The sequence below is a fragment of the Paraburkholderia sediminicola genome (assembly GCF_902859805.1).
GTDB classification, from domain to species: domain Bacteria; phylum Pseudomonadota; class Gammaproteobacteria; order Burkholderiales; family Burkholderiaceae; genus Paraburkholderia; species Paraburkholderia sediminicola.
In genome coordinates this window covers 74,160-99,937 of the sequence record NZ_CADIKC010000001.1, presented here as the reverse complement: position 1 = coordinate 99,937, position 25,778 = coordinate 74,160, and the positions used below count along the sequence as shown (strand labels likewise).

Genomic DNA, 25,778 nt, shown 5'->3' with positions numbered 1-25,778 from the left:
GTGCGTGTATTTAACATTTGATGTTCAGACGGTCCGGTTATCGTCTATGCTCGGCTCGCATGGTGAGAGCCAACGCTAAGGGCCGTCCGATCCTCATCAGTTTGCTGCCAGTTTGGCGCAGCGCTATCGGCTCGAATGTCCGCTAGCGAGAAACCTGACTGTTGGCTCCGGGGCGAATTTTGGCGGTTGCCATCCGGCTAAGTTCGGCAAGGAAGGGACTGTCGATATCCCTTTCCGAATCGTCGGCAATTTTTCCGTCGATGTTCCAAGTTGCTCGACTGCACATTACTGTCCGTTCCAAACGCCCGAGTAAAGGTCATAGACGGTCACGTGTCGTAGCGCCTCTCTAACCTTTTCCTCCCCGACGGTGTCAAGCATGCGGGTCGGGATAGAAATCCCGACATGCTCTCGGCCAATCGAAAATACTTCCGCTTTACCGTCGAGCAGGTCAAGGCTGCGCTCAACATCGCTCAGGGATATCCCACGAACTATAAGTTGAAGGCTCATGACCGCTTCACCCGAACCTCGGCGACGTCTCCGAGCGTTTTCTTAAGGCGGCCTTCCAGATTGTCCGCAACCCTTTGTCCACGCACGTCGTAGTGCACCACAAACCTTGTCGGCTGCGGCACGTGTTGTCGGCCAAAAAGTATGCGCGCCCGTACGAACGCAACGCTTAGGTTCAGTGCCTCTTCCGTCTCGACATAGTGATTGGCGATCAGTGTATGTTGTGTGGCATCGGTTGCAGAAAACTCTGGCGTAAACATGGCATTTTGATCCGAAATATCACAGACTGTTGAACGGCCGCTTTCGGGAAAACTTAAGGCCCGCTGCGGGTTGCGCGCTGCCGATCGACGACAGGCGGCGGGTGGCCACGAGCGGCCGGTCGACACGGACGTCTGGATTGCTGACAATCACCAACAAGAGGGACGTCTTGCGCCTTCGATTGCTCCGAGCGTCGGCGGGGCGGATCGGACTTGGAGGCGGGAAATAGCGGCTAATCATGCATAGGTCAGATTTCTTCGTCGACTTCAATGAAATGGTCGACGCAAATACCGTACTGCTCTCCGCTGACGACAGCAAGGTCGACGCCTGCGGCGTTCCGGTTCAACTGTACGAAGGAATGCTTGTTCGTGTGTACATGCATGACTTGGACGAGAACGGAAACGTAGACGACTTGGTTGCGAATGGAGTCGTAGCAAAAAACGCGGAGGGCGGTTGGCCAGCGCACGTAAAGTGGTGTTGCCGAATCGACAGTGATGGTATTCGACCGCAATCGGAAATAACTCGAACAAGCTAACAGTAGGATCGGCTTGCGCCGGCCACGAAGGGACGTTCGACGTCTGTTCCCAGGTTGGCGACAATGGCGGACCACAACCTGGAAAACGCGAGAGATCGAATGGGCCTGTTGAGATTCAAGTGCTCGCAATGTTCGGAATGGCACGAGGGGGAACCCAGTATCGGCTTCAAAGTCCCCGGATATTTACTGGATATACCAGAGGCGGACAGAGCGGCGCGAGCATGGTGGAACGAAGACCTCTGTGTTATCGACAGTCGGTATTTCTTCGCGCGGGCATGCCTGGAGATTCCGATCATCCGTGCTGCAGAGCCGTTCTTATGGGGAATATGGGTTTCCCTTAGCGAGCACAGTTTCAAGGACTATGAGTCCAGGCTTGTATCAGGCAAGCCGGGCGGACCGTACTTCAGCTGGCTAGCAAATCAACTTCCAGGCTATCCATCGGTGGAGGGGCTAAAGGCACGCACTTTTCCTCAGGCAGGCACGGACAGACCACTTATCGAGCTCGCGCAGACTAACCATCCGCTATCGATTGACTTTCATAGCGGGATCACCGAAGCGCGAGCACAAGAGCTGTTCGCCTTGGTTCTTCATCCGCGGAGCATTCTCCACTGATGAGGCTGATACCTCGAGACTCAACCAGTATCGGGGCGGTTTGCTCTTCGAGCCGTACATGATCGCCGACGATTGAATGCCTGCTGTCCGAGAAAGCTCAACGTCCGCTTGGGGGCGAACTGAGCCGATCGTCGCCGAGCCGAGTTCGGCCATTTGGTAGTGCAGGCGAGATCGTCTTCAATCAACACGCGACTGCAGTCAGACGGGCATCAGCCGCTCCGGCGCAATTCGAATCGAATGCTGTCCCAGTGAAGTTTGCGTAGGGTCTCAGTGGAAAATGTAAAGCAAACGGCAATGGCGCCTTGTCAGTTGCTGATATCGAGGCAGTCCAGATAGCTCAGGAAAGGATGATATGCGACGAATTCTTGCGATTGGAGGTTTCTCGACCGGCGAATCAGAGGCGCTCGCCGCTGCTTACGTTCGCGACCTCACGGGAAAGGCGCAACCTAAGATGTGTCTCCTGTCCACTCCAGCCGGCGACCCGCCAATGCTGATCAATGATTTTGATGACATTTACGGAAAACTAGGTTGCCAGACGTCCAACGTCTCCTTCTTCGGAAGGGCAGGAACCCAGTGCATTCATCCGGACGACGCAGCAGCGCACCTGCGGCAGCAAGATGCGATCTTTGTCAGCGGCGGCAATCCACGTTGCGCATTGGCGCTATGGAAAGACTGGGGTTTAGATCTGGTGCTCCGGGACGCGTGGGAGCATGGCGTCCTGCTGTCTGGTATGAGTGCCGGTGCGGTTTGCTGGTTTGAGCATCCCTTGCCGCCTCCTGGGCGCCGTCGTCTCCCGCTCCAGCGATGCCTCGGACTTCTACCTGGAATCTGCGATGTCCATTACCACGCTGGTGACGGTATTCGCCGACAAGAGATATTGGAGACGATGCGAATGCTCGTGTTGTCCTCAGCGATTGCGATTGACGATGATGCGGCAGTACTGTTCGAGGAGGACTCTATCGCCGACGTTCTCTCCTGGCGGGAGGGCGCAACCGCTTACCAACTGAAGCTCCAGCCAACTGGAGTCGATGAGCGCCCGCTAGTGCCCAAGGTTATCGGTTCGATTACCCTTGGACCAGAGCGTCAGCCGATCTCCTTGGGCCTGAGTTTGAAGCAGGCGTGTGTCGGGCGGTATCAGCTTACGAGTCCAATGGAGATCGTATTGATCACGATCGAGGGTGAGCAACTGTTTGCTCAGTATGGCCGCCAACAGAAATACGAGATTTTCCCGGAGAGCGAGAATCGGTATTTCTGGAAGGTAGTTGATGCGCAAGTCACCTTTGAAAGAGACGGTGACGGAAATGTCACCTCCCTTGTACATCACCAGCACGGGCGCGACGCCCACGGGGTGAAACTTGAAGACCGGGGCAGGAACGAGCCGTGATCGGCCAGAAACGGACTGTCGGCATGGCGATCACGATTGATGACAATGGCAGCGTCGGCCCTAGCGCAACGGTCAGATAATTGTGGCTACCCGCGTGCTGCTATATTGCCGGGAGCGTGAGGTCTATGGCTTGGAGACGGAGCGGCGAGACGGCAACAAGACGTACACGACAAAACAACTGAGAGCGGGGGGCGACAGTCGCCTGAGAACGGATGCCAATACAAAAATTAAAAGAGATGCCAGCCTTTCAGGCCGACGCACCGCAACACATACGCCTCGCTATCGGCCTTCTCTGTGTCGTCTGGCTCGTCGAGTGTTTCATGTTTGCCAAATTTGTAGACATTGCGATGGGCGTCCCGCTGACACCTAAAACGCACGATGGATTCTTTTTACTAGTATTCCTTCTGGCTTTCTGGCTTGTTCTAAATGCCTGCTTGATCGTTGGACTCTGCCAGCGGCAGAGGCTGGCACGATGGCTGGAACTGTTACTGACAGTCGTTACGACGATATTTTGCCTTTCGGTGTCGCCGCCGCTTCGGCTGAGTTTGTACGAGACTGCCTTCTTGGCGAATGCAGCGGCGACGGTACTGTTGTTTCTGGGGCCGTGTACACACTGGTTCCGCAGGGTTCCCACGTAGGAGACGCAGACACGGGTTACCGTCGGGCTCAGTCCGGCCATGAAGGGACAGTCGCTGTCGCCGGCTAGATCGTCAACAATCTCGATGTTTGGGTCCCCTGCCGGTTATGGTAAAAGGTGGTCAAACACCCCGGAAAGATGAGTTCGGAGTTGGAATGCTACTTACCCTTGAGCCGCTATGGCGTGATCACGACGGCATGTTGGAACTTCGATTTTCCATGCAGGGCTCTGGCTTTGCAGCGGAAGTCAATTTCTACGACTATCCAGAAACGATAGAAACGTTCGGTCGTACCCTGCATGAATTTCCTCGGTCATCGACAGACGAAGTGGTTTTTGAGAACGGCTCGAATGCTCCGAATTCATATAGCTGGCTGGTTCTGCGCGCGTTCGTTTTTGACGGGGTTGGACATTCGGCACTCGAGGTCGAGTGTCAGAGAAATGGTACGCGTCTTGTAAGCGCCCGATCTCGGTTCGCCGTTGAGCTTGAGCCTGCAACAATCAATCGGCTTGGTTCTGAACTCGCGAACTGGGCGTCGTCGGCTGGCGACCAATCTTTTTTGTTTAACTCCGAACAGCGATAGGAATGAGCGATTAGCCCAGCAGTTCGCGTGGGTTTTATCATGACGAGCCGGGCGTTCGACGGGGCAGGCAACAGCCTGCCAGTCGACGGTGCACTGAAGACCAGTCGTTGAGTTAGACCCCCGCCAACAAACAATCGTTGAACGTGCGCATGCAAATACACACACAATCTGGCCCGGTGAGAATCGTAAATGAGCCAGCCTACTCGTTCGGATCACACGACAATGTGCGCACGTATCCGCTTGAAGTACGTCTTTCGGACGGCACGCTGACGTCGGTCCACGCAGTTGAGCTGAACGGACTCGGGGTTGTGGTCGTCGGTGCCAGAGGGGGATGCTCCGCGGTGCATGAGCATTCGGCGGTGGCGATCAAGGATAAGCTGTACTTGGCTGTTGGTGATCACGTCGTTTGCCTGTCCTTGGATTTTCCCCATCGGTTGGTCTGGGCAACGCAGGTCGACACCGCGACGTGCTTTGGTATTTTCTGGGAAGGCAAGCGGGCCGCGCTCATTTCGCACGGGGAACTGGAAATTGTGCGCCTAACACCGCAAGGCGATGTGATCTGGTCGGCATCCGGCGCCGATGTGTTTTCCGAAGGATTCAGTTTGCTGTCCGACTGCATCGAGGTAGTCGATTTCAATCGGACCACTTATCGGCTTGACTACACGACCGGCGAAGCCATCGTTTAACAATAACGAGCGAACTCAATTGAACGGCCGCTTCGGGCACGACCGACCGTCCCTTGTGGGTCGAACTGAGCCGGTCACCATCCGGCTAAATTCGGCCAGGAGCGGGCAATCGACGTTAGCAAGCAAATCGTTGACAGACTGCGATTTACGCTTGCCTGCGGAATGGACAATCCCTCAACATATCTTGCTAGGTGCCGTAATTGATGATTAGCCACGCTTGCGCTTTTGAGCGCGATTGCGTGTGATTTTACTCTGCGCACACCCTAATCAATAACAATGAAACTTAGCCGAACACTTATGCTGTGCGCATGTGCGCTCGCCATCACGGGTTGCGCCAACGTCCCTTCGGCGCCAGATGCCGGGGAGAAAATCCAAGCCGCGTCGATCTACAATCCCTACCCGGAATCCGCTCCCGTCCACACGAGCTACGCAAGGTTCGTCATACGGATGCACGATGACCCCACCGTTCAGGCGTTCGTGGCAAAGACGACGCGTGAGAATGCGTTTAGGAAGGGAACCGATTTGTCACTCACCGGCCTGAAGAGGCTTGACGATGCATCGCTCGAGACCAGGATGAGAATTTGGTCCAAGATACTTGACGATGCAAGCGAAGCCGAGTGCGTGTCGATCATGCAGGGGCCGTCATCGACACCGGGGCTCAGCGCAATGGATGCCGGCCTGATCAAGCTCAATCAAACTGACGCCGATTCCTGGTTTGCACTCGCGGGCGACGCGACACTAGCCGAACTGCGACAAGATCCCATTCCTTCCGTCAAGCGGGAGGATGTCAACGAAGCCTTGTCCAGAATAAAGGCCACGCTGTCCCCTCAGGAGAGGCTGAAATTCGCTTCGGCGCTGCAAAACCTGCGCGCGGTCTCTCCTTCCGATGCGTGCTGGACGATGCGCATTCTGTTTCGGGAGGGGACGGCGTTAGCCGAACCCTATCGCGCGGCGATTGCCAGGGCAAGCCTCCCGCATTGAAATCCGCTTCCAAGGTTTTCATCCACCAGTGGTCAATCGGAGCCCATGATGGACGCTGTAGATAGCAACCGTTGTGCTAAACAGGTATATATCTGCGTTCAGACCTTCACTCAATGGACGAACGTCTCGCGATTTTCCAGGGGCCGCGAATTCTCGTGAACGACATTGCCAAGCTCCAGGAAACTGATAGTTAACGGTTGGTTCGCGTTGCTGGCGACGGACTCGCATCGAGTGGCTGCTTTCCGAAAATGCGGGTGTCCCGTGTGGGTCCAACTTAGCCGGTCGTCGTCCGGCTAAGTTTGGCCAAAAGGAGACATTCGACATAGGCGGCGGAATCGCTGACAATCGCGCATCACAACTCATTCAATTTGCCGAACGCAGCAACGATGACAGAAGACACCAACGATATCTCCGTGCTCGTCCACGAATTTTGGACGCTCATGGGTTCAAACGACTTTGCATCCGTGCAGGCGGTGTTAGGTGAGCAATTCATGCTTGAATGGCCCCAGTCGAACGAACGCATCCGTGGTGTCGCGCGGTTCGCACAGATGAACTCAGAGTACCCGGCGCAAGGCCCGTGGCGGTTTACAGTGAACAGGGTGGTGGCTAACACGGTTAGTGAAGCAGTATCCGATGTGACGGTTACCGATGGATCCATGACCGCGCGGGCCGTATCGTTTTTCTCAGTCGAAGCCGGCAAAATCACTCGCATCGTTGAATATTGGCCGGAGTCATATGCTGCCCCCGCCAATCGTGCGCATCTTGTCGAGCGCATCGAGCAGGTGACCGCGTATCGCCAGCGTTGTGCCAGTTAGATCACCGCCGCGAACCGGTCAGGAACGGACTCTCGACCTCGGCACATGGATCGTTGAAAATTGGTATCGTGTTAGAACGAAGCAACGGAGCGTGCGATGAACAACTCGAAGAAGTTCGCTCTTATTGCCGTGGCATTCACGGCATTGGGTCTGTATAAATTGTTTGTCGTCTTTCAAGACATGCAAACTGGTTGCATCCAGTTCCAAACTCATAAGACATGCAGCTACGAAAATGCGGAGAATTTTCAAGGCTTGCTCGATCTCGAACTGATGTTCGCATGCGGTTGGGCTGCGGGTGCGGTGGTCTGTTGGATGGTCGCTGCACAGGCGAAAAAGAAGGAGCGTTAACTGCCTTCGGCAATCCTCGAGCGCCACTCTGTTGAAGTTTCTGGTATGCGAAAGGCAGTAACCCAACGCTTTGCTGCGGTGAGGAGCGTGTGATCAACAGAGAATCTTTCGCGGCACACGATTCTTTTGTAGCTACGCGGTGCCCCGCAGCGCATCGACTCGCCTTCGGCGCCTGGCTGCCGGCGATACGGCGGGAAGGGCCTATGCCATAAGGCCCTTGTCTGCGTTTGGCCCATCCGGTGGATATCGTGCCTTGAGGGCGCCCCCTAGACTGGTCTCGTCCCGGGTGGTCCGGGGTGCGTTGGGTCGCATGTCGCCCAATGCTTCACGTATGTCGATTGAGGCCCATATCATGTCAGAAATCCAACTCTTCGCATCTCGCAACGACTACTACAGCTCGCAAACTGAGGCCGGCGACCGCAGAATTCTTCGCCGTTATGGCTGGTGCGTAGCGGCCAGCGTGCTGTGGACGAAGACCGCGCTCGACCCTGCTGTCGCACCTAAGGACTCCAATCCGGACAAGATGCGCACAGGCATCTTGCAAGTGAAGTACCGCTGGAACGTGGGAACCGAACAAGAGGCGACGTTGAACCTCCTGCAGCAGGCAGAACTGCAGGGTGCTCAGATGGGCGATCAGGTGTCGCTCACGGCATTGTTCGGAATCGTCTTCGCCACACCAGGGGTGTACCTGATCGCCAACGATACCCATATGATGGCGGTGGACACACGCGCTGGGCGGCTGCACTTCTACGACATCGAGGAGGGTCTGTTTCACTATGCCAGCGCGGCTGAATTGGAGCAGGGCATAAGGGCACGCTATCAGGATCCGCATTGGGACGTTTACAGCGTCGCGCGTCACTGACTCGTCGGGAAACTCAAACGGCCGTCACCCTTGGGACGGCCTCCGCGCTTGTCTCAAACTGTTGTGGCTTCGGGGCTGCGTATGCAATTTGCGTGGGGCAGTGACCGGCAACTTTCGGACAGTCGACCACGTGCCTCGAATCGGCGACAATTTCGGGAAGCAAGAAGAAGCCGCTCAGTCGAACCGAAGTGGGGCGCGATAACGGCACGGCTTTCCACTCGCATATGGCCCGGCGAGGATCACAATACAAAACTTCGATCACATGAAGCGCAGCTACCGTATTGCCGTGTTCCTGGTCTCGCTCACTTTGAGCTTTATACTCGGAAGTGCGGTGGTGTTTTCGGCCTTTGCTTTTATTGACCGTCAAATCAATCCTCCCGAGTTAGTGGGACCGGGCTATGCCGACCCGGGGCTGGGGTTTCTTTTTCTGGTTATCGGAATGCCTTCGCTAGCGATAATAACCACGGTATGCGCTCGTTTCCTCAACCCACGGCTGAAGGCGCTCGCGAACCGCTGGCTTTAGTTGCGCGGCGCATATGAGCGGGTATGAGGCAGTGGTCGGCCAATTCCGGTCATTGGACATGCCTCCTAGATTCGTCGACAATCCGTATTCCCCTTAATCCATACGGCTACGATTTGGACTAGAAAGGTCAAAATGATGAGACATCACCTGGTGCGCGCTGGCGTCTTGATTGCGTTTGTCGCGGTGCTAGGATGCGCGCGGGCCGAAACGAGCAACGAGAGAGCTGCTGACCGATCGGATGTCGGTCGACGAGATCCGAACGACTTGGTACAGCTCGGCGAGCAATTCGCATCCAGCTCGCCGCAAGACCTTAATCATGCTGCAGCTTTGTTCCGGCGAGCCGCCGACCAAGGAAATGCCAAGGGAGCGTTCTTGCTGGGCCAGAGCTACGCTAACGGCGAGGGAGTACCAAAAGATACGGCTCAAGCCGTACTTTGGTATAGGAAGGCTGCAGAACAAGGGGACGTCTATGCGCGCGGTAGTCTCATGACTATGTTCTATTTTGGCGAATTAAAACCTGTCGAAGTTTCTAATGCCGGTCCATGGTGGCGAGCTTTGGTCCAACAGGCTGAAGAAGAAAGACAAGCATACTGGCGGACATTCGAGGCCGCAGACCAAGGCGATACCGATGCCATGATCCAACTTGGATTTGACTATCTGGCGGGTGTAGGGATACCTAGAAATTACCTTTTTGCCCAAGCTGAATTCAGGCAGGCAGCGCAACACCAGCGGATCGAAGCGCAATGTCTTTTCGATATCGTCTCGAGCAAGGATGATCAGCCGGGACAGACCGTTCAGCAGTGCTTGGACGCAGCTTCACAGGGCTCAGCCGTTTCTCAACTCGCCGTCTCGTATATGTACCGCGATGGAAGGTTTGGAGTTCATCAGAGCCTGCAGAAAATGGTGTACTGGGAGAGTAAGGCTGCCGACCTGGGGATGGTCGAGGCGGAAAATTCTTTGGCTCGCGATTATGAAAGCGGCTATGGCGCCACCAAGGACCAAAAACAGGCGGACGCCTGGTATGAAAAGGCCGTCCAACAAGGAAGTTTCAAAGCAATGGGGGCGCTTTCTCTTGAAGCTTGGGAAGCCCACAATCCACTGTTCGCGCAATTTAAATTCGAAGATCCGCTTGGCGATCCAGAACTCGTAAAAAGATATCAAGAATTATCGACCGAGCACAGAGGTAGTTTTATCGCGCGAGATTTGATGCTAAATCTGTTTGCACCGTCCGCACCGCGCAGGTGGGGGCTGCTCTAATCGTCCATCTAGGTAAATGCCGCAGCCAACGCTGTTGGTTTCTACGAGAAAATGGGTTTCAAGTCGCTGGAAAATCAGAATGGCCGAGACTCGAGCACGGCGATGGATTTGGCCATTCACCCCTTAAAGAAGGTAGTCGCAAGCTAGTACCGAAGTAGTGAAATCCTCGATTCGGGTGTCCGCTTTCGCATGACTGCGAACGTCCCTTGAGGGGCGATCTCAGTCCTTCAATCCATGAAAGGGACGGCTGCGGAACCGCGGGGCTCTCACATCTGGATATGGGCCATCAGCTTCGACAAAGCCGGTCAGCTCGAAGGTCATGGGCATGCCGTCAATGACAAAGCCTTCACCCTCAAGTTGTACTTGCCATAATTTCATAGTCTGTCTGTGGCTGAGAGCTCTTCGCTCAACGTTGGAGTCCTCAGTTATCCGCGCGAGTCATTCAGTGGAGCGATACCGACAGGTATCTATCCAGATTCCGCGCCGCTGAATCTTTCCAGGTTTCCTACCGGCGTTCCAATGAAGAAAAGCCGCCAAGTTCCTGCATCGACCTTACCAGAACGTCTGCGCTTTGCGGCGGCGGCCGCGAGCTATTGGTCAACGCATACACCCAGTTTTCTGTCGGCGACATGATCGGCCGCATCTGCACCTTTCCTGCAGATGAACCCGCTTGCGCCGTGAAGCTATCAACAACCGCAATACCAACGTTTGCCTCGACCAGCGCACGCGCGAGTGCGTAAGTCTTCACCGATGCCTTGATTTCGGGTTCGACGCCATTGAGCCATCCCATTACCGTGACGCCCAGTGGCGAAGCAGTATCGAGCGCAATGAACGGCTGGCCCGCGAGATCGGCGGGTACGGCTGGGCGGTCGAGCACGCTCTTTGGCCACCAGTCCGGTGGGGCGATGACATACAGGTCGAAATTGCAGACGGGCGTTGTCACGAGATTGGGCTGAGAGATAGCCTGCATCGTGAAACCAATATCTATCTCGCCGATCAGCAGCCAGTAGACCATCTCGCGTGTAAGCGACGAGACCAGCATGCACTGCGCGTTCGGAAATGCGCGGCCCCACGCCGCCAGCGCATAGGGCACCAGATGATGGGCAAGCGAAGACGTCGCGGCGATCCGCAACGGTGCTTCCTTGCCCGCCGACAGGTTTGCCACGACCCGGTGAACGCGCGCCAACTGATCGTCGAGCGGCTGCAACTCTTCCTGCAAACGCAGCGCCTCAGGCGTGGGCACCAGTTTGCCTTTCGACCGCACGAACAGCGCGAACCCGAGCGTGCGCTCCGCGTGCTGGAGCGTCTTGCTGACCGCCGGCTGCGAGATGTTCAGCACACTGGCCGCGCCGACCGTGCTGCCCGTCTTCATGATGGCTGAGAATACTTCGATGTGTCGAAGGCGCATGCGGGCTCCTTTTCGGTTGCGAAAAGTATATAGCCTATGGTTATAGCCCATCGATTTTGTCTCATTCGACGGTCTCGTCATCAAACTTCTATAGTCGTTTCCAACCCACACACGGTCGCACCAGGAGACGCACATGGAAGCACAAGCGATCAATCCCGCATACACGCGGATGCAGAAAACAGTTTGTCTCGCCGCCTTGTTCCTCGCATGGGCAATAGGCTATTCCGACCGGATCGTGATGAGCACCGCGATTATCCCGATCAGCCGGGAATTCGCACTCGACGCCGGCCAAGCCGGTCTGCTGCTCAGCGTGTTCTACGTCAGCTATGCCGTAATGCAACTGCTCGGCGGATGGCTGTCAGACCGCTACGGCTCGCGTATCGTTGTCGTCATGTGTGTCGCGTTATGGTCGCTTTTCACAGGCCTGACGGGATTGGCCTGGTCGTTCGGATCGCTGCTGGTGATCCGTTTCATGTTCGGCGTTGGCGAGGGATTTTTTTCGCCGGCCAGTTCGGTGACGGTCGCTGAGACGTTTCCGAAGCCGGAACGTGCGCGCGCCAAATCATTTCTCATTTCGACCGTGTTCCTTGGCAATGCCGCAGGCTCCGCGGGCGTCGCGCTTGCCGTCGTGTATCTTGGCTGGCGCAGCGCATTCCATATTCTCTCGGTCGCCGGTCTGGCCGTCGCCGTGATGCTGTGGCTAGCGCTCAGGGACGGCATGGCCGGCCAACGCGGCAGGATGGCGGCGCGTCCGAAGCACCAACTGCGTGAACTCATCCGGCGCCCGGACGCACTGAAGCTGACTTTCATCTGGTTCGGCACCAGCATCGTCTATATCGGGATGATTTCGTGGATGCCGTCCTATCTGCTGAAGGCTTATCGCATCGATCTGCTGCATGTCGGCATTGCATCGACGATTCCGTATCTGATCGCGTTTCTCGGTACGAATGTCGTGGGCTGGCTGCTCGACCGTCACGGTAAGGGGCGCGAAAAGCGCTTCATGATGGCTGGCGCGCTCGGGTCGGCGGTGTTTCTCGCGCTGATGATCTCGACGACGTCGATCACGCTGCTGGTGGTGTATTGGACGCTCTGCCTGCTGTCGTTCAACTTCGTCTATGCCACGGTGTTCTCGATCCCACTCAAGTATTTTCCGGAGCATCTGATCGGCAGCGCAACCGGCCTGATGAATTTCGGAGGCCAGATTGCCGGCTCGCTCGCGCCGTCCGTGATGGGGGCGTTGATCGTCGAGTTCCACGGCAGCTATCTCGTCGCGCTGTCGTTCCTTGTGTCGAGCGCGCTGCTTGCTTTCATCGTTGCCATCACGTGGCGCGCGCAGCCGCATCTATCCACCTGAGCCAACCATGCAGATCAATTCCGAACTTGACCTTATCGTCCACGGCGGCATGCTGATCGACGGGTCGCGTGCGCCGCGCATGCGGGCCGACATCGGTATCAGAAGCGGACGAATCGCCGTCATCGGCAACCTCGCCGATTGCAAGGCCGCCGCACGGCTCGATGCAAGCGGGAAGATCGTCGCGCCAGGCTTCATCGATTCGCATGCTCACGACGACCAGGCGGTGCTTGCGCAGCCGGACATGACGGCCAAGATCTCGCAAGGCGTGACGACCGTCGTCACCGGGAACTGCGGAATCAGCATCGCGCCGTTTCGCGACAATACTCCGCTGCCTGCGCCGCTCAATCTGCTCGATGCTGGCGACAGCGAGCGCTACGCAACGTTTGGCGGCTATCTCGCCGCGCTGCGCAGCGCGCCGTCTGCGGTGAACGTTGCAGCGATGGTCGGCCATTCGACCTTGCGTGTGCTGACGATGGATACGCTCGATCGCCCCGCACGCGACTTCGAAATCGCCGCGATGCGCGAACTGCTTGAGGAAGCGCTGGCGGCGGGTGCAATAGGCATATCGACCGGCACGTACTACCCGCCAGCGGCTCACGCACCGACCCAGGAAATCATTGACGTCTGCCGTCCGCTCACCGGCACCGGTGCGGTCTATGCCACGCATATGCGTGACGAAGCGGACAGGTCGATGGAATCGCTCGAAGAGAGTTTCCTGATCGGGCGCGAACTCGGATGCCCGGTCATCATTTCGCATCACAAACTTTTGCGAGCGTCGAACCACGGCAAGTCGGCCGTGACGCTGCCGCGTATCCGGAAGGCGATGCGCTGCCAGTGCGTGGCGCTTGACTGTTATCCGTACAACGCCAGTTCCACGATGCTGCATCGCGACCCCGCGCGGCTCCGCGAACGTATCGTGATCAGTTCCAGCGAGCCGCATCCGGAACAGGCAGGCCGGGAGCTCGGCGAGATCGCTGCCGGTTGGTGCGTCACCAGAGAAGAAGCGGCAGCGCGGCTTCAACCCGCGAACGCGATCTACTTCGGTATGGACGAGGGCGACGTGCGCGCGATCCTCGCCTTCGATGAAACGATGATCGGCTCGGACGGCCTGAGCGTCGGCGCGCGGCCGCATCCACGTTTGTGGGGCACATTCCCGCGCATTCTCGGGCACTACAGCCGCGATCTGCGTCTGTTCGATCTCGAGACGGCGGTATGGAAAATGACGGGTCTGACAGCCAGGAATTTTGGGCTCAGCGGGCGCGGCACGTTGACGGTGGGCAACCATGCCGATGTCGTCGTGTTCGATCCCGCAACGATTCGCGACATCGCCAGTTACGAAAAACCGATCCAGCCGGCCGAGGGCATCGAGGCCGTGATCGTGAACGGCGTGCTGACATGGCGCGACGGCCGACATGCGGGCGCGCGCGCCGGGCAGGTCATCACGCGCGGGATGTCCGCGTCATGAAAGTCCTCGTGATAGGCGCGGGCGTCATCGGGTTGTCGACCGCCTACTACCTGCGCACCGATGGCCACGACGTCACCGTTGTCGACAGCAACAGCGGCGCCGGCACGATGGCGAGCTACGCCAACGGCGGGCAACTGTCGTACAGCTACGTTGCGCCGCTCGCCGGACCTGGCGTGCTCGGCAAATTGCCGGCGTGGCTGTTGCGCGCCGACTCGCCCGTGCGCTTCAGCCCGTCGCTGGACCCGGACCAATGGCGCTGGTGTCTGAACTTCGTGCGCGCATGCAGCCAACGGCAAAGCGACCTGACGACGCGCCGTCTGCTGAGCCTGGCGATGTTCAGCCGCGCACTGATGCATGAGTTCGTTGCTTGCGAACCGGACATCGCCTTCGACTACGCGAATAGCGGCAAACTGGTGCTTCATCGCGACTTTGCTTCGTTCGATAAAGCGTGCCGACTGCTCGACTATCAGCGAACACTGGGTTGTGAGCAGCAGGCCATGACCGCCGATGAATGCATATACGCAGAACCGGCACTTGCGCATATGGGCAGGCGCCTGGTGGGCGGCATCTATACCGCAAGTGAGGACAGCGGCGACTGCTATCGCTTCTGCGTCGGTCTTGAGCGGCGCTTGCGGCGCGCAGGTGTGCGATTCCGCTTCACCACCCGAATCAACGACCTTCGCGAGGATTGCACGGGTAGGATCAGCGCTTTCGCCGGACGGGAGATGCTGGACGCCGAGCAAATCGTGGTGGCGGCGGGAACTGCCAGTGCAGCGCTGCTGCGACCGCTACGCATCCGACTGCCGCTCTATCCGCTGAAGGGTTACAGCCTGACCGTGAACGTAAAAAGCCAGGCCGCGGCGCCGTCGATCAGCGTGACCGATTTCCAGCGGAAGATCGTGTATGCCCGTCTCGGCGACCGGTTGCGAATCGCCGGCATGGCCGATCTGAATGGACAACGCGCAACGATCGACCCGTCGCGCGTGGCCACGTTGAGAGCGGAAGCGGAGGCGATGTTTCCCGAGGTCGGCCACTATGCATCGGCTGAACCGTGGGCCGGTTTGCGGCCCGCAACACCCGCGGGTACGCCGATACTCGGGCGCACGCGATATCGAAACCTGTGGCTGAACGTCGGTCATGGCGCGTTGGGCTTTACGCTGGCGCTCGGCAGCGGTAAAGGTCTGGCCGACAGAATCTCTGGCCGGGAGCACAAATCTGACGTGGACGAGTTTTTGCTGTGAACGAATGATTTTGAGGTTTCAGAGACGAATGAAACACCAGGCGGGACGGTGACCACCGCGATCCAGGTCCTCATTCTGTGAGTGCTGTGAAGGAGATCTGTCACGCTTCGTGCCGCTTGCGGCTAACCGGGATTTTGAGGGTTCGCTAACCATCAACCTTGCTGGAGAGGGGGCCCTATCGAGTAGTAAGCAGACTCCCGGAAGAGTGGATCGACTGTTCGAGAAGGGTCGCGTGCTGCCGGTCGCCGACAGGCAGGGGCCGGCCAGAAGCAGTCGGTCACTCTCCTGCTAATGGCCGCATCTGACTGTCCGACTTCACCTCGGAAGCCACTCTTCGCACGCAGAGTCACAATATCGCGTGATGCAGCCGGGCGTCACCCCGTTGTCAGAGATCGTCGGTCGAAAGCGTTATCCGCTCGCCAGTGCCTGGCAACGCTTTCTGCTCCACAGCTTGCAAAAGCCGGCGCTTGCCAAGCTCGAAGGCGAGCATCAATTGTTTCGGGGTCTCGTTCGCAGCGCCGAGTTTTTCACAAACCGTTTCAGCAGGCAGCGCAAAGGCGCAGTATCCCCAACCAAAGGCGTAGGCCGAAAACCATAGTGTGGAGTCGACGGAAAGCAGAGGGGCCGTGAGGTTTGTACGGAGCTGGTCCATGGCTGTCACTTTCTGATCGATAGGGATGGGTGCTGATTTTTGCACGGCGAACTTACAGACGTCCTATTCCCGCGATCTAGGTGGCGAGTCGGTCTCGGATGCCGCTATCCGCCAGGTCGACCAGCGCCTGACGCCCATCCGTGCGTGCGGCGTCCTCAACCGGGAAGGTTCTCTCACTGAAAGCAATGAGTTTGAATCCACTTCCCCTTGCACGCGGGACGGTGATGCCCCAATGCCAGCCTCCGGTTTGCTCGAAGACATGCAATACAGGGGCGGTTGGCGTGTAAGCCTGAGACGTCATCATGGCGAATCTCCCGGTCATATTGCGACTGCGGAGGCACGATTGCAGACGCTCTATTTTTAGTCTACAGACATCTTGCTGCGCGGCTGTGGGTTGACCGTGGTAAAAATGTCAAACTATGACGTGTCACAATTTTGAAAAGATTCGCCTCTCGTGGAGATGTGCGAACATGAGTTGACGAGCTTTTGATCTGGCATGATTCACGGGGGACTCCATGGGTAGCCATTCGCTCATATGGGGAGCGTGCCGCACAATAGCGACGGCGTCGTCTTCCAGGTTCGTATTGTCCACGGCCTTCAACGTTTCCACGTAACGCGCCGCACGCTCGAGGATGTCTTCGACCTCGAACCAGCTGCTTCGGACGCAAGACAGCTCGAACACTTCTATTTGCATCTGGATCGCATCCTGGCACAAGCCAGCACGAAACGTTCGAGTGCCGGGTCAAACACGGTTCCACTTCAGGCAACCGATTTCAGTTCAACGAGCAAGGAGCAGCGCAGGTCAAGTCGGCATGCCGTGGCGCGAAATGCGGCCTGAGCGATGGCATTGGATAGGGGCATGAGTCTGCGGTCCCCATGCTTCGAAAGATCACCGCCTCGGCTTGTGTCCAACCCGCCCTTCGGCGAATCCATGAAAGTGTAGATTGCCGATCGCGCTCGCCCAGGCATTGACCCAGTAAGTAGCGCGAGCCTGTTCAACCTCCGAATCGGCTCGGATAAGACGGGCCGTTGCGACACGCAGGCGAGCGATCGCGTATTCCCTCCGTGCAAATTTCCGACGAAGAACAGGTGTGTCTTCACGCATCGCCGACCAGTAAAAGGAAGCGAAGGAAATGTAGGGAGATAGGACGCGGTTAGCTCTTGATGGTGTCGCAAGGATAGTTGAGGGGCGGCGCACGCGTCTAGGTGGAGCTTTCGCGAAGGGCGAGGGCGGCTTGGCTTTGGTCGTTCGTTCCCACGTATGCCGAAAGTCCGCTCGGGGTCGAACTGGGCCGAGTGTCGTCCGGCATAGGTCGACCCATCGCTGCCTTTTATGTTCAAACGCTAGGCGCCTGGATTCGTGCGGAAAGCGGACGAACAGACGACGTTTTGCGGTTGGTGCGAATGGCGGTGATGCTCGTCGGAAAATGAGCATATAAATGGGTGGTCGGCAAGCGCAATGACCATTGTGGCACCGACGGTTAGCCATTCACGTTGCGCAAACGCAAGAGCAGCTTTGTGCCCCCCAGACACTGTCGGTATTAGACAGATCCGATGCCTCAAGGGTTCGGGGGACGGCAGCGTACGCACGATGGCGGGTCCACCTTCGAATTTAAGTTTTTTGACTCGAAGCCGATATAGATAGTGCGAATTTTCGATAGTCAGTCACGCTGGTTATATCGCTTCAAGCGCTCGCCTTCGTTCTCCCGATTTCACGCCCAATGACACGTCATACTGCCACCCTGTTCGTTCCAATTGTCAGCTCAGTGCTGCTGTGCGCCTACGCGGGGACGCCGTCTCAGACTGCGGCGGACTATCACCCGGAAACGGAAGCTCGCGTGCGTGTGTATTGGGGAGCGAATGTGACCTTTTACTTGAACACTGCGTGCGTTACAGGTGAGGCCAAGCACTTCGTCGCGTCCAAACCCGGCTTGTCGAGCCTGTCTAACAAAACCGTCGGCATGCCCGTGCCACCCGACGCGGCTCGGTATTTCCACGAGTACATTGTCCCGGCTGGCCAGCCAATGACAGTTCATGCGCAGATTGTGAGCGAACAGTTTATCAACGGGAAGCGGTACAGAGTGACCGACGCGCCGAAAGCTAGCACTTTCGTGCCCGAGCGCGGGCATGACTACGAGATCTTGATCCAAGACAATGATGGCCCTGACGAGATCTTCGCGCGCGAACTTGTCTCAAGTGTAAATGGCACCTCCACCGTACCGTATCCGCTCAGGTCGACGAGTTCCTGTAAATCCTAGTTCGGCCGGTGTGTTCGATAGGCGCGAGAACGAGGGCATCGAATCGGTCGCGCACCAATCCACACGACGCAGCTTGCTGATGAGATGACAATATTTTGAGCAAATCGCGCGGCGTGTCGGCACCGACTTTATCGCAATGCGCTGTTCGTTGCGCTTTTGCATACCATCGGGACGGCGGTAATTCGCCGCGATCCGGACGCTCACGACCGAACGTTGAACGTCCGAAACTGGCCGAACTCCGCTGGTCACCATCCGGCTAAGTGCGGCCATGAACGGCCAGTCGACACCACGGCATAGATCGTTAACAATCGACCCGATTCTCGCGGGGAACTCCGAACACTATGTCAAAACTGACCGATATTTTTTTGGACTGCCGATATCTCTATCTCAGAGGTATCGGCCAAATGGATGACCGGACATTGCGGCTTGTCCTGTTGGAGGCAACCGAAGGTGGTCCCGTCGACGCGGCAAAGCTCGGCTTTGACTCGCCCCCTGAGTTGACAGGCATACTTAAGGGGGCGCGCGCGATCGAGCATCTGCCTGGATGTCGCATATTTGATATCCGCTGGTCTAGCTACATTGCGTACTCTGTTGTCAACGAAAGCTACGCGTCGGGGGAACCCGAGACCTCCGACGGGTCAGGGAAACTCTTCAAGGAATACATGCGCTCGGAGTATCTCAACTACATGCGCAAGGCGTCATGGGCCTGCGATGACCACCCCGGACCTTACAGGCATTGGGCTGCGTATTGCCTGAATCAGGTCGTTGATGTTGCATCGCCGTCCGAACCGGAAATTACCATAGAGATCGCAACGACTTAAAAAGTGAGAGGAAACCACCCCTTAGCAAGTCGGGGGCGCGCGTCGGTAGATGAAGAAGGTCGACCGCTGCTCCCATGTATCTTCATGGCCTTTGAATGTCGGTTTTGGGGTAAGTCAAACGACCGCTCCGGGTCGAACTGAGCCGACCGCGTCGGGCAGAGGCCGGCCGCAGTCATTCGACATCGTTGTCAAGATTGACGACAATCGCTCAATCCGCATTGTCAGGGACAGACTAAGTTGAGTTCAAATTCCGATCGCATAAGAGAGAAGGTACATGCCGCGGCGTATGAGGAGGCTTATTTGATCGGTCGCGCTGCATTGGAAGAATCTGCGGGTGACCGCGAAGTAATTGCCGCGTTACGCGACTTGACCTCGGAACTGAGGTCGACTTGCGTGGGTTTGGCATCACGAAAGCTGGACTACGGTTCGGAATATGAGGCGCTTGAGAGTCTGCTGCGCGAAGCGAACAAATTGACTGGTCAAGACCTGTACGGTCGCAAAATAGTTTAGACGCCGGGTCGGCGAGTGTGGCCTGACCGACCGCGAAGCCAAGAAACGTCTCCGGAGGAATGGCCGGTTCGGGCAAGGCCGAGGGGCTGCCCAGTGTCGTGTGTTGCCGGTCGCCATCAGGCAGTAACCGGCCACGTACAATCGGTCGACAGCACTGACCAAAAAATGAAACGACGATATTTGTTACTCGATGCACGAATCTACCTGCGCGAGTGGGGTGTGCCGTTTGCAGTCACCATCGGCTTGATTGCGCTTGGCATTGCTGGGTACCTTTACTTGACGGGGCGCTTCAAAACAGAACTTTCGAACCGATCGATGCATCACGGCTATTCCACCATTGAGCGCATTGGCATGTATCGGCCTGGACCGAAGCAGGGATTCGCTGCCACGGAGAAATTCGTGTTCCGGGTTCAAGGGCAGGAGATCGAGTATCCCGCGCCATTTGATGCCGTCCCTGGCGAGCCGCTGAAAGTCGACTACACGATTGGTGCGAGCGGCAAAGTCTACGTTTGGAAGGTTGACCGAGGCGAACCATAGACGAAAGGTTCCAGAGTCTACCTTCTCGGCTTACATCCGTCCGACGAACGTCCGCTACCGAGGCAGCCAATTGTCCGCAATGGATCGAACTGACCCAGTTGTAGTGGGCGCAGTTCGACCCATAAGGGACCTTCGCCGATGTCAGAAGAATCGCTGACAATCCAGCGCGCATCAATTTCCGAACCCGAGACCGGATGCGACACTATCGCCTTGCCCGAGGGCTCCCACTCGCCAGGCGTACAATCCTCTGACCATATCGGGTGCCACGTCCATTTTTGGGAGAGTCGTCAATGGCGGCTGACGATGCACGCCCTGAGAACCGCCAACCCATAGGCCCGGCGATTTTGTGGCCGGCAGCGGAGAACGAGCCACATGCCCGCTCAGATAACGCCCAATCAACTCGTTCAATTGATCATCCCAGGTATCACGGCCGTCTTTTCGCTCGGTTTTGCCTGTGCATGGCTCTACGATAGACGACTGCGCTATCTGCGCTTTCTCGCCGCTTCATTTGTTGCTTTCGCACTCGGCTCGGCAGTGCAGATCTGTCACCTGCCGGATGAATGGCGATTGAACGCGCTTATATCGGCAACGTTTTATGTGTTAAGCATTCAACTGTTGGCGGAAGGTGTTTTGCGCAGGGCTGGGCTTCACTTGCGGCTAGCGACGCATGCGTCGATGTTCGCGCTCGTGCTGGGCGGCATGTATTACTTCTCCTTCGTGACGTCCAACCTGCTCTTGCGCGTCTACATTCTGAATCTCAGCGCCGGGCTGTTGATGGTGTTTACCGCGGTCCGTTTCAGGAAACGCTGCAATGGCCGCACCGTCAACCACGTTCTTCTCTGGGCGCTGCTGATCTTCGGCGCCAGTTTTTTCATCAGAACGCCGCTCACTACGATCCAACCCTTGCCGCATAGCGCTGCGCCGTTCGCGAGCACCATTTTCTGGGTCTTGCTGCAGTTGTCGCTCGCCTTGATGGGCGCTGTGTTGGGGCTCGTGCTGCTGGCCGCCGCGATGTCGGACGTGATCGACCGGCTGACTCTCGAACGCGATCTCGACTCGCTCACCGAAACGTTGAACCGGCGCGCGTTCGAACGCATGGCGGGCCGCCGCGTCGCGGACAAGCGAAGCTATCCGCTCGCGCTGATCGCTTTCGACATCGACAACTTCAAATCCATCAACGACCGTTATGGGCATGCGGCCGGCGACGCGGTGCTGCGCCAGTTCGCCGCAATCCTGCGAGCCGCGGTGCGCGAGAAAGACGTGGTGGCGCGCATCGGCGGCGAGGAGTTCGTGCTTCTGCTGCCGGGCGCTGACGATAAATTCGCGTATCAGATCGCCGAGCGCTTGCGCACCGTGCTGGAGTCTTCACGCTTTAATGAAATCGAGGCTACGCTGTGCGTTACGACGAGTGCCGGCATTGCCCGGTATCGACCTGGCGAGGCGGTCGGAGCGTTGCTGGCGCGCGCCGATCACCTGCTCTATGCGGCGAAGCGCGCGGGGAGGAACCGGGTGGTCACGGAGCCATTAGGTCAGACGTCGGATGCCCCCGAGCTTGATATCGTCTGATCGCCCGAAGGCCGGCAAGCACTCAAACCGTACCGTCGCGGATGGGCTTGGGGTAGGAATTCGGATGGGAGCATCGGACGTCGTCGACGCTGCTCGCCAGTGTCCGCTTCCGCTAACCGTGATCGTCCCTTGTGGGTCGAAATGAGCTGCTTGTCGTCAGGCTCAGTGCGGCCAATTTCGGCCATTCGCGGTTGATGTCCAGATCGCTGACAATCGATGCAACCGATCGGAACCCGCGTCACGGTATCAAAGGCGAGCGCCGTCCGGAACTCGCGCCGAGGCGCGAAGCCACTTCCGTTTAACGAAGCGATCGAGCGGTGTCGCATAGCTTCGCGCGATCAGTGTGCTCACGGCAGCCGACAGCACCAGATAAACGCCGAGCAACAGCAGTTTCTCATTACCGTGCGTCGTCGATGGTGGGTACAGCGTACGAAGCCCGCCGAGCACAACGAGATGGAACAGATAAAGCTCGTAGCTGAGTTTGCCGCTCCAGCGTAGCGGCGCCAGCAGGCGAGCGCTTCCGGATGCACCGCTGGCGTGCGCATCGATCAGCAGCACGGCTGTGCCGAGTGCAATGCCGGTCACCCCGAAGACGTGGCTTTGCGCAATGGGCCATGCAAGATAGAGAATTGTCATTCCGGCGACCGTCAGCCATTGCGTGGTGCGCATCGTGACTGCGCGCCACAGAGGCCGGTCGGCCAGCAGCGCTGTACAGCAGCCGATCGCGATTCCGTCGAAGCACGCGAAGTACGCGTAGAGAAAGCCGCCCTCGTCGCCAGAATGTATCGCCCGATATAACGGGCCAACCGCGACGACGAACGCCCAGAACACGAGCAGTTGCCCATCGCGGCGCAGCGCGATGCAAAGCAGTGGAAACGACAGGTAGAACACCTCTTCGACCGACAGCGACCACAGCACGCCGAGCGCGTAATTGACCCAGCCGTAGGAGCCGATCAGCACGTTCATCCAGAAAGTCAACGACGCGAAATTGACGAGCCAGAACGACACAGGCGCGCCAAGCGGCGCATGATTGCTGAATATCGGCACGCCGGCCGCCGCAAGCCCGTTGATGAGGACGAGCAACAGGAGCAGGCACGGCAGGATACGCGCGATGCGCGACACATAGAAAGTTCGCGCATCGATTGCACTAAGATAGCCCCATCGGCGCCGTGCGTTTGACGTAATCAGGTAGCCGGAGATGACGAAGAACATCGTGACGCCATAGTTGCCGTTCCGGACCACGGCATGTATGGCGTCCCAGCCGAATGCGCGCGCGACGGCTGTATCGCGCAGTACATAAGCTATGTTGAAGTGATGCAGCAAAACGAGCAGGATCGACACACCGCGCAGCGTGTCGATCCGCAGATTGCGGGGGGCCGGGTTCATGGTCTCTGTCCCGGTGTCGCGTCTGCGGACGTGGGTGGCGCCTGCAGAAATGCGTCGCGCCAGCGGATAGTTGCCTCAGCAGAGCCAACCGCATCGTAGGTCCGGGTGCGACCACAAAGGGATGCTCGACGGGACTGCCTACATCGTCGAAAATTGATTTTCATTTCGCAGACGATATTGCACCCATGTTGAGAAAAAAGTATTTGTGACTGCTCTATGATTTGTGACGGCTCTATGCACAGTTCTGTTCGCGGGCAGCGCAGTTTCGTGACAGCCACAGAGGCCACCAGAAACGATGTCGACACCATCGAAGCTCCTTTTCCTGGCTGGTGCCTCGGGCTATACCCGATTCTGGCAACCGCTGGCGAATATCCGTGCGCGGCAACTGGCACCGATTGTCGAAGCGCATCTGTTTCAACCTTGTAGGACGCACTACTGAGCATCAAACTTTGCAGCATTGAGGTCAATATCCTGCGCTTTCAGGAACTCGGCCTTCGTACGCCACTTCATGGTGCCATCCGGTAGACCGAACATGAGTAACTTCTCGTCCGGTTCGTCATAGGTCTCAGGCGCAGTAGCGAAACCCTTCCGCCGCCAGGCTAAAGCAACGAGTGTTTTCGTTCCCGCAGGAGACACTTTGAATACGCGAATCCACGCAGGATGTTGACCGAGCTCTGACATATTCGTTGTCCCGTCATCTTCCGCCGTGGACGGACGAGCCCAGCCGACCGCGATGATCCTGATCGTTCGTCCACTCCCATCCAGCTGTTCCTGACGCTGGACCTGCTTGCCCAGCAACCGGAATCGTGACACGGGAACATGGGAGCCCGCAATGAAGTACTCCGCGATTACCCAGTCCCCCCCCGAAGAGACGATCGGAACATCCCGTCGACGATCGTAACGATAGATTCTGGTCAGATCGTGAAGGACAGATTGCGGAACGGCGGTATCCGGAAATGAATAGCGTGCCGGTTTGAAATCGCCGGTTTCCGACGCGATCGAGTTCTCGACGTTCATGTCCAGGCCCAACAGCTTTGGCGGCAGCGTAATCGAAATCAGTGCATCGCCAGCGGTTCTGGCGACATACGGCGGTCGGGAGGACTCAACCGTCTTGATGGAAGGTTCCGCTCGCGGCAAAGCCAACCCACATGGCGAGATCATCAATGAGGTAAGAGCGACAGATACCGCCACTGTGACCTGCCTTCGCGTAATCAACTCACTACCTCCCCGAATGAATCGCCAATATCGCACCTCTTCGCCGGAGCAACAAACGATGAAAAATTGCACGATGGCCAAGAAAAATTTGCACCTCCAACATGCGAACGGCCGCTCCGGAGAAATCTGATGGGCTGCTCCGGGTCGCGTGCTGCCGATCGCGACCATGTGACATTCGGGTGATCCATGCCGTTTGCATGAGGCAAGGATCGGCCACAAAGCGACACTCGACGAGCGTTGCCAGAACGTCGACAATCCATTGCAGAGCGTTCGGACAATAGGCCTGTGAACGATAAACTTCAAGCTGAGATGGCGGGTAAGCTGCGCGAGGCATTGGATCGCGTTTTCGATTAACGATCCTTCGTCGATTTTCTGAGCGCTCTCGCGGGCGACTGGACCGTTGAACGGGAGATAGAGGCTGCCATGCCGTCGCCTCCGCACTCCATTGGCGCGCTTGGCTGGGAAAGCGGGACCATTGGAGCATTTCTTGGGGCCGCCGGCGCATGGGCCGAAGCGTCGAAGAACGGTCTCCAGTTCTACGTCCGGCCTGGGAACCCGTGGCGCCGCGCCACGGACATTCTAATGGCGGGAAAATCCTACGAGTAAGGGGTCGCCGAGTCTGGCCGGTTCCGGCGTTCGATGGGACGAATTGGCTAGACAGCAGCACTCCATTCACGGAATCGGCCGAATAATCGGAACCCAACATAGTCGAGTTTTCGCTTGTATAGCCAACGGTAATAGCAATCCCAGTAGCTAATCATGCGATCCTGCGTTCTTTGAAAAAATAGCGGATTTTCCCGGAAGAACGCTCCGTAACTGCGTTGATGCATGGATGGTAAGTGCGCCTCGATAGCATCGAGAATCTCAATGACGTACTCGCCGCAGAGTTGCATAACGAATGGCGCTACCCAAGGTTCAGTTAACGTAACCAGTCGCCCAATTTGGCGCTGCCGCATATGCCCATCATGGTGTCTCGTTAGCACGCACGCGTACACGATCGCTTGGGTTTCGTTCAGCCGCGCGAACAGCATTTCATCGGAATCGTGGTGAATCCGATATGGAATATTGAGCGACTCGCCTCGAACAACGACAGGCAATCCAGGATGAGTGGCGTTGCTACCTTGGATCAAATCCGCGACGACACTCACTTCAGGGCGAAGCGCCGCCGGAAATGCCGTCATCAACGAACTCGATTGGGCAGCGTTGGTGGCTGATTGAGTGTGAGTCATAGTCTTACGTCGTCGCGAGCAGGCTGGTGTGTAGCCATTGTGTCATAGGAGCATTGGTCCTCGTCGACGCCGCTCGCCAATGTCCGCTTAGGCTAACCGCGACCGTCCCTTGTGGGTCGATCAGAGCCGATCGTCGTCCGGCTCAGTGCGGCC

Annotated in this window: 27 protein-coding genes and 1 pseudogene; 19 read left to right on the top strand and 9 right to left on the bottom strand. The window is 57.5% G+C overall.

What is annotated here, in order from left to right; all coding sequences use genetic code 11:
* Nucleotides 1-285 precede the first annotated feature (285 nt).
* Both R8871_RS00480 and R8871_RS00475 read right to left on the bottom strand, forming a co-directional pair.
* Nucleotides 286-507: a hypothetical protein gene (locus R8871_RS00480; protein WP_175048547.1), complete on the bottom strand. Its 222-nt coding sequence runs from the start codon at nucleotides 505-507 to the stop codon at nucleotides 286-288.
* Nucleotides 504-764: a hypothetical protein gene (locus R8871_RS00475; RefSeq protein WP_175048546.1), complete on the bottom strand. Its 261-nt coding sequence runs from the start codon at nucleotides 762-764 to the stop codon at nucleotides 504-506. The genes R8871_RS00480 and R8871_RS00475 overlap by 4 nt, the downstream gene beginning before the upstream one ends.
* Nucleotides 765-1,360: 596 nt before the next feature.
* On the opposite strand from R8871_RS00475, the gene R8871_RS00470 reads away from it, so the two are divergent.
* The 11 genes and pseudogenes from R8871_RS00470 to R8871_RS38830 all read left to right on the top strand — a co-directional run.
* Complete coding sequence (locus tag R8871_RS00470) at nucleotides 1,361-1,909, top strand: DUF2199 domain-containing protein (RefSeq protein ID WP_175048545.1); 549 nt, start codon at nucleotides 1,361-1,363, stop codon at nucleotides 1,907-1,909.
* A 352-nt stretch (nucleotides 1,910-2,261) separates the two neighbouring features.
* Nucleotides 2,262-3,293 (top strand): Type 1 glutamine amidotransferase-like domain-containing protein, encoded by a 1,032-nt coding sequence (locus R8871_RS00465; RefSeq protein ID WP_175048544.1) that lies wholly within the window; start codon nucleotides 2,262-2,264, stop codon nucleotides 3,291-3,293.
* Between the two features lie 792 nt (nucleotides 3,294-4,085).
* Nucleotides 4,086-4,511, top strand: coding sequence for a hypothetical protein (locus R8871_RS00460; protein WP_175048543.1), 426 nt, complete (start codon nucleotides 4,086-4,088; stop codon nucleotides 4,509-4,511).
* Nucleotides 4,512-4,660: 149 nt separating this feature from the next.
* Complete coding sequence (locus R8871_RS00455; protein ID WP_175048542.1) at nucleotides 4,661-5,197, top strand: hypothetical protein; 537 nt, start codon at nucleotides 4,661-4,663, stop codon at nucleotides 5,195-5,197.
* Nucleotides 5,198-5,473: 276 nt separating this feature from the next.
* Entirely contained in the window at nucleotides 5,474-6,178 is a 705-nt protein-coding gene (locus R8871_RS00450) for a hypothetical protein (RefSeq protein WP_175048541.1), read from the top strand.
* 386 nt (nucleotides 6,179-6,564) lie between these two features.
* Complete coding sequence (locus tag R8871_RS00445; RefSeq protein WP_175048540.1) at nucleotides 6,565-6,993, top strand: nuclear transport factor 2 family protein; 429 nt, start codon at nucleotides 6,565-6,567, stop codon at nucleotides 6,991-6,993.
* 96 nt (nucleotides 6,994-7,089) lie between these two features.
* A complete protein-coding gene (locus tag R8871_RS00440; protein ID WP_175048539.1) occupies nucleotides 7,090-7,341 on the top strand; it encodes a hypothetical protein in 252 nt (83 codons plus the stop codon).
* 352 nt (nucleotides 7,342-7,693) lie between these two features.
* Nucleotides 7,694-8,203 carry a hypothetical protein gene (locus R8871_RS00435; RefSeq protein ID WP_175048538.1) on the top strand — a complete coding sequence of 170 codons (510 nt, stop codon included), beginning with the start codon at nucleotides 7,694-7,696 and terminating at the stop codon, nucleotides 8,201-8,203.
* 262 nt (nucleotides 8,204-8,465) lie between these two features.
* Nucleotides 8,466-8,726 carry a hypothetical protein gene (locus R8871_RS00430; RefSeq protein ID WP_175048537.1) on the top strand — a complete coding sequence of 87 codons (261 nt, stop codon included), beginning with the start codon at nucleotides 8,466-8,468 and terminating at the stop codon, nucleotides 8,724-8,726.
* Between the two features lie 132 nt (nucleotides 8,727-8,858).
* Nucleotides 8,859-9,983 carry a tetratricopeptide repeat protein gene (locus tag R8871_RS00425; RefSeq protein ID WP_175048536.1) on the top strand — a complete coding sequence of 375 codons (1,125 nt, stop codon included), beginning with the start codon at nucleotides 8,859-8,861 and terminating at the stop codon, nucleotides 9,981-9,983.
* 24 nt (nucleotides 9,984-10,007) lie between these two features.
* A pseudogene (locus R8871_RS38830) lies at nucleotides 10,008-10,130 on the top strand (hypothetical protein); the annotation flags it as partial.
* A gap of 72 nt (nucleotides 10,131-10,202) precedes the next feature.
* Here the strand turns inward: R8871_RS38830 and R8871_RS00420 are convergent.
* Complete coding sequence (locus tag R8871_RS00420) at nucleotides 10,203-10,361, bottom strand: hypothetical protein (protein WP_175048535.1); 159 nt, start codon at nucleotides 10,359-10,361, stop codon at nucleotides 10,203-10,205.
* A gap of 127 nt (nucleotides 10,362-10,488) precedes the next feature.
* Nucleotides 10,489-11,391 carry a LysR family transcriptional regulator gene (locus R8871_RS00415; RefSeq protein ID WP_175048534.1) on the bottom strand — a complete coding sequence of 301 codons (903 nt, stop codon included), beginning with the start codon at nucleotides 11,389-11,391 and terminating at the stop codon, nucleotides 10,489-10,491.
* Between the two features lie 133 nt (nucleotides 11,392-11,524).
* On the opposite strand from R8871_RS00415, the gene R8871_RS00410 reads away from it, so the two are divergent.
* Genes R8871_RS00410 through R8871_RS00400 form a run of 3 tightly spaced genes read left to right on the top strand, consistent with a single transcriptional unit; the run spans nucleotide 11,525 to nucleotide 15,451 of the window.
* The gene (locus R8871_RS00410; RefSeq protein WP_246287278.1) at nucleotides 11,525-12,745 is read left to right on the top strand and encodes an MFS transporter; all 1,221 of its coding nucleotides are present in this window, start codon (nucleotides 11,525-11,527) and stop codon (nucleotides 12,743-12,745) included.
* Nucleotides 12,746-12,752: 7 nt separating this feature from the next.
* A complete protein-coding gene (locus R8871_RS00405; protein WP_175048533.1) occupies nucleotides 12,753-14,210 on the top strand; it encodes an N-acyl-D-amino-acid deacylase family protein in 1,458 nt (485 codons plus the stop codon).
* On the top strand, nucleotides 14,207-15,451 hold the full coding sequence (locus tag R8871_RS00400; RefSeq protein ID WP_175048532.1) for a D-amino acid dehydrogenase: 1,245 nt from the start codon (nucleotides 14,207-14,209) through the stop codon (nucleotides 15,449-15,451). Before R8871_RS00405 ends, R8871_RS00400 begins: the two co-directional genes overlap by 4 nt.
* A 385-nt stretch (nucleotides 15,452-15,836) precedes the next feature.
* On the opposite strand, the gene R8871_RS00395 is transcribed toward R8871_RS00400, so the two are convergent.
* Together R8871_RS00395 and R8871_RS00390 are read right to left on the bottom strand one after the other, a co-directional pair.
* Complete coding sequence (locus R8871_RS00395; RefSeq protein WP_175048531.1) at nucleotides 15,837-16,103, bottom strand: hypothetical protein; 267 nt, start codon at nucleotides 16,101-16,103, stop codon at nucleotides 15,837-15,839.
* 76 nt (nucleotides 16,104-16,179) lie between these two features.
* Nucleotides 16,180-16,407 (bottom strand): hypothetical protein, encoded by a 228-nt coding sequence (locus R8871_RS00390; protein ID WP_175048530.1) that lies wholly within the window; start codon nucleotides 16,405-16,407, stop codon nucleotides 16,180-16,182.
* Nucleotides 16,408-17,824: 1,417 nt separating this feature from the next.
* Here R8871_RS00390 and R8871_RS00385 point away from each other — a divergent pair.
* The 4 genes from R8871_RS00385 (at nucleotide 17,825) to R8871_RS00370 (ending at nucleotide 21,795) form a co-directional block, all read left to right on the top strand.
* Nucleotides 17,825-18,361 (top strand): hypothetical protein, encoded by a 537-nt coding sequence (locus tag R8871_RS00385; protein WP_246287276.1) that lies wholly within the window; start codon nucleotides 17,825-17,827, stop codon nucleotides 18,359-18,361.
* Between the two features lie 341 nt (nucleotides 18,362-18,702).
* Nucleotides 18,703-19,182, top strand: coding sequence for a hypothetical protein (locus R8871_RS00380; RefSeq protein ID WP_175048529.1), 480 nt, complete (start codon nucleotides 18,703-18,705; stop codon nucleotides 19,180-19,182).
* 675 nt (nucleotides 19,183-19,857) lie between these two features.
* Nucleotides 19,858-20,229, top strand: a complete 372-nt coding sequence (locus tag R8871_RS00375; RefSeq protein ID WP_175048528.1) for a hypothetical protein — start codon at nucleotides 19,858-19,860, stop codon at nucleotides 20,227-20,229.
* Between the two features lie 372 nt (nucleotides 20,230-20,601).
* Nucleotides 20,602-21,795, top strand: a complete 1,194-nt coding sequence (locus tag R8871_RS00370) for a GGDEF domain-containing protein (RefSeq protein WP_175048527.1) — start codon at nucleotides 20,602-20,604, stop codon at nucleotides 21,793-21,795.
* A gap of 246 nt (nucleotides 21,796-22,041) precedes the next feature.
* On the opposite strand, the gene R8871_RS00365 is transcribed toward R8871_RS00370, so the two are convergent.
* Together R8871_RS00365 and R8871_RS00360 are read right to left on the bottom strand one after the other, a co-directional pair.
* Entirely contained in the window at nucleotides 22,042-23,181 is a 1,140-nt protein-coding gene (locus R8871_RS00365; protein ID WP_175048526.1) for an acyltransferase family protein, read from the bottom strand.
* A 432-nt stretch (nucleotides 23,182-23,613) separates the two neighbouring features.
* On the bottom strand, nucleotides 23,614-24,198 hold the full coding sequence (locus tag R8871_RS00360; RefSeq protein WP_175048525.1) for a hypothetical protein: 585 nt from the start codon (nucleotides 24,196-24,198) through the stop codon (nucleotides 23,614-23,616).
* On the opposite strand from R8871_RS00360, the gene R8871_RS00355 reads away from it, so the two are divergent.
* Nucleotides 24,197-24,526 carry a hypothetical protein gene (locus tag R8871_RS00355; protein ID WP_175048524.1) on the top strand — a complete coding sequence of 110 codons (330 nt, stop codon included), beginning with the start codon at nucleotides 24,197-24,199 and terminating at the stop codon, nucleotides 24,524-24,526. The two genes, R8871_RS00360 and R8871_RS00355, sit on opposite strands and share 2 nt — an antisense overlap.
* Before the next feature lie 523 nt (nucleotides 24,527-25,049).
* Here the strand turns inward: R8871_RS00355 and R8871_RS00350 are convergent.
* Complete coding sequence (locus R8871_RS00350; protein WP_246287274.1) at nucleotides 25,050-25,625, bottom strand: hypothetical protein; 576 nt, start codon at nucleotides 25,623-25,625, stop codon at nucleotides 25,050-25,052.
* Between the last annotated feature and the right edge of the window lie 153 nt (nucleotides 25,626-25,778).

Excerpts from the sequence above, each read along its gene's own strand:
- R8871_RS00380 (WP_175048529.1), top strand. The coding sequence starts at position 18,703 with ATGTCAAAACTGACCGATATTTTTTTGGACTGCCGATATCTCTATCTC.
- R8871_RS00465 (WP_175048544.1), top strand. The coding sequence starts at position 2,262 with ATGCGACGAATTCTTGCGATTGGAGGTTTCTCGACCGGCGAATCAGAG.
- R8871_RS00370 (WP_175048527.1), top strand. The coding sequence starts at position 20,602 with ATGCCCGCTCAGATAACGCCCAATCAACTCGTTCAATTGATCATCCCA.
- R8871_RS00395 (WP_175048531.1), bottom strand. The coding sequence starts at position 16,103 with ATGGACCAGCTCCGTACAAACCTCACGGCCCCTCTGCTTTCCGTCGAC.
- R8871_RS00405 (WP_175048533.1), top strand. The coding sequence starts at position 12,753 with ATGCAGATCAATTCCGAACTTGACCTTATCGTCCACGGCGGCATGCTG.
- R8871_RS00350 (WP_246287274.1), bottom strand. The coding sequence starts at position 25,625 with ATGACTCACACTCAATCAGCCACCAACGCTGCCCAATCGAGTTCGTTG.
- R8871_RS00475 (WP_175048546.1), bottom strand. The coding sequence starts at position 764 with ATGTTTACGCCAGAGTTTTCTGCAACCGATGCCACACAACATACACTG.
- R8871_RS00415 (WP_175048534.1), bottom strand. The coding sequence starts at position 11,391 with ATGCGCCTTCGACACATCGAAGTATTCTCAGCCATCATGAAGACGGGC.
- R8871_RS00355 (WP_175048524.1), top strand. The coding sequence starts at position 24,197 with ATGTCCAGGCCCAACAGCTTTGGCGGCAGCGTAATCGAAATCAGTGCA.
- R8871_RS00400 (WP_175048532.1), top strand. The coding sequence starts at position 14,207 with ATGAAAGTCCTCGTGATAGGCGCGGGCGTCATCGGGTTGTCGACCGCC.
- R8871_RS00480 (WP_175048547.1), bottom strand. The coding sequence starts at position 507 with ATGAGCCTTCAACTTATAGTTCGTGGGATATCCCTGAGCGATGTTGAG.
- R8871_RS00365 (WP_175048526.1), bottom strand. The coding sequence starts at position 23,181 with ATGAACCCGGCCCCCCGCAATCTGCGGATCGACACGCTGCGCGGTGTG.
- R8871_RS00450 (WP_175048541.1), top strand. The coding sequence starts at position 5,474 with ATGAAACTTAGCCGAACACTTATGCTGTGCGCATGTGCGCTCGCCATC.
- R8871_RS00420 (WP_175048535.1), bottom strand. The coding sequence starts at position 10,361 with ATGAAATTATGGCAAGTACAACTTGAGGGTGAAGGCTTTGTCATTGAC.
- R8871_RS00410 (WP_246287278.1), top strand. The coding sequence starts at position 11,525 with ATGGAAGCACAAGCGATCAATCCCGCATACACGCGGATGCAGAAAACA.
- R8871_RS00360 (WP_175048525.1), bottom strand. The coding sequence starts at position 24,198 with ATGAACGTCGAGAACTCGATCGCGTCGGAAACCGGCGATTTCAAACCG.
- R8871_RS00375 (WP_175048528.1), top strand. The coding sequence starts at position 19,858 with ATGAAACGACGATATTTGTTACTCGATGCACGAATCTACCTGCGCGAG.
- R8871_RS00460 (WP_175048543.1), top strand. The coding sequence starts at position 4,086 with ATGCTACTTACCCTTGAGCCGCTATGGCGTGATCACGACGGCATGTTG.
- R8871_RS00440 (WP_175048539.1), top strand. The coding sequence starts at position 7,090 with ATGAACAACTCGAAGAAGTTCGCTCTTATTGCCGTGGCATTCACGGCA.
- R8871_RS00445 (WP_175048540.1), top strand. The coding sequence starts at position 6,565 with ATGACAGAAGACACCAACGATATCTCCGTGCTCGTCCACGAATTTTGG.
- R8871_RS00425 (WP_175048536.1), top strand. The coding sequence starts at position 8,859 with ATGATGAGACATCACCTGGTGCGCGCTGGCGTCTTGATTGCGTTTGTC.
- R8871_RS00435 (WP_175048538.1), top strand. The coding sequence starts at position 7,694 with ATGTCAGAAATCCAACTCTTCGCATCTCGCAACGACTACTACAGCTCG.
- R8871_RS00390 (WP_175048530.1), bottom strand. The coding sequence starts at position 16,407 with ATGATGACGTCTCAGGCTTACACGCCAACCGCCCCTGTATTGCATGTC.
- R8871_RS00455 (WP_175048542.1), top strand. The coding sequence starts at position 4,661 with ATGCAAATACACACACAATCTGGCCCGGTGAGAATCGTAAATGAGCCA.
- R8871_RS00470 (WP_175048545.1), top strand. The coding sequence starts at position 1,361 with ATGGCGGACCACAACCTGGAAAACGCGAGAGATCGAATGGGCCTGTTG.
- R8871_RS00385 (WP_246287276.1), top strand. The coding sequence starts at position 17,825 with ATGACACGTCATACTGCCACCCTGTTCGTTCCAATTGTCAGCTCAGTG.
- R8871_RS00430 (WP_175048537.1), top strand. The coding sequence starts at position 8,466 with ATGAAGCGCAGCTACCGTATTGCCGTGTTCCTGGTCTCGCTCACTTTG.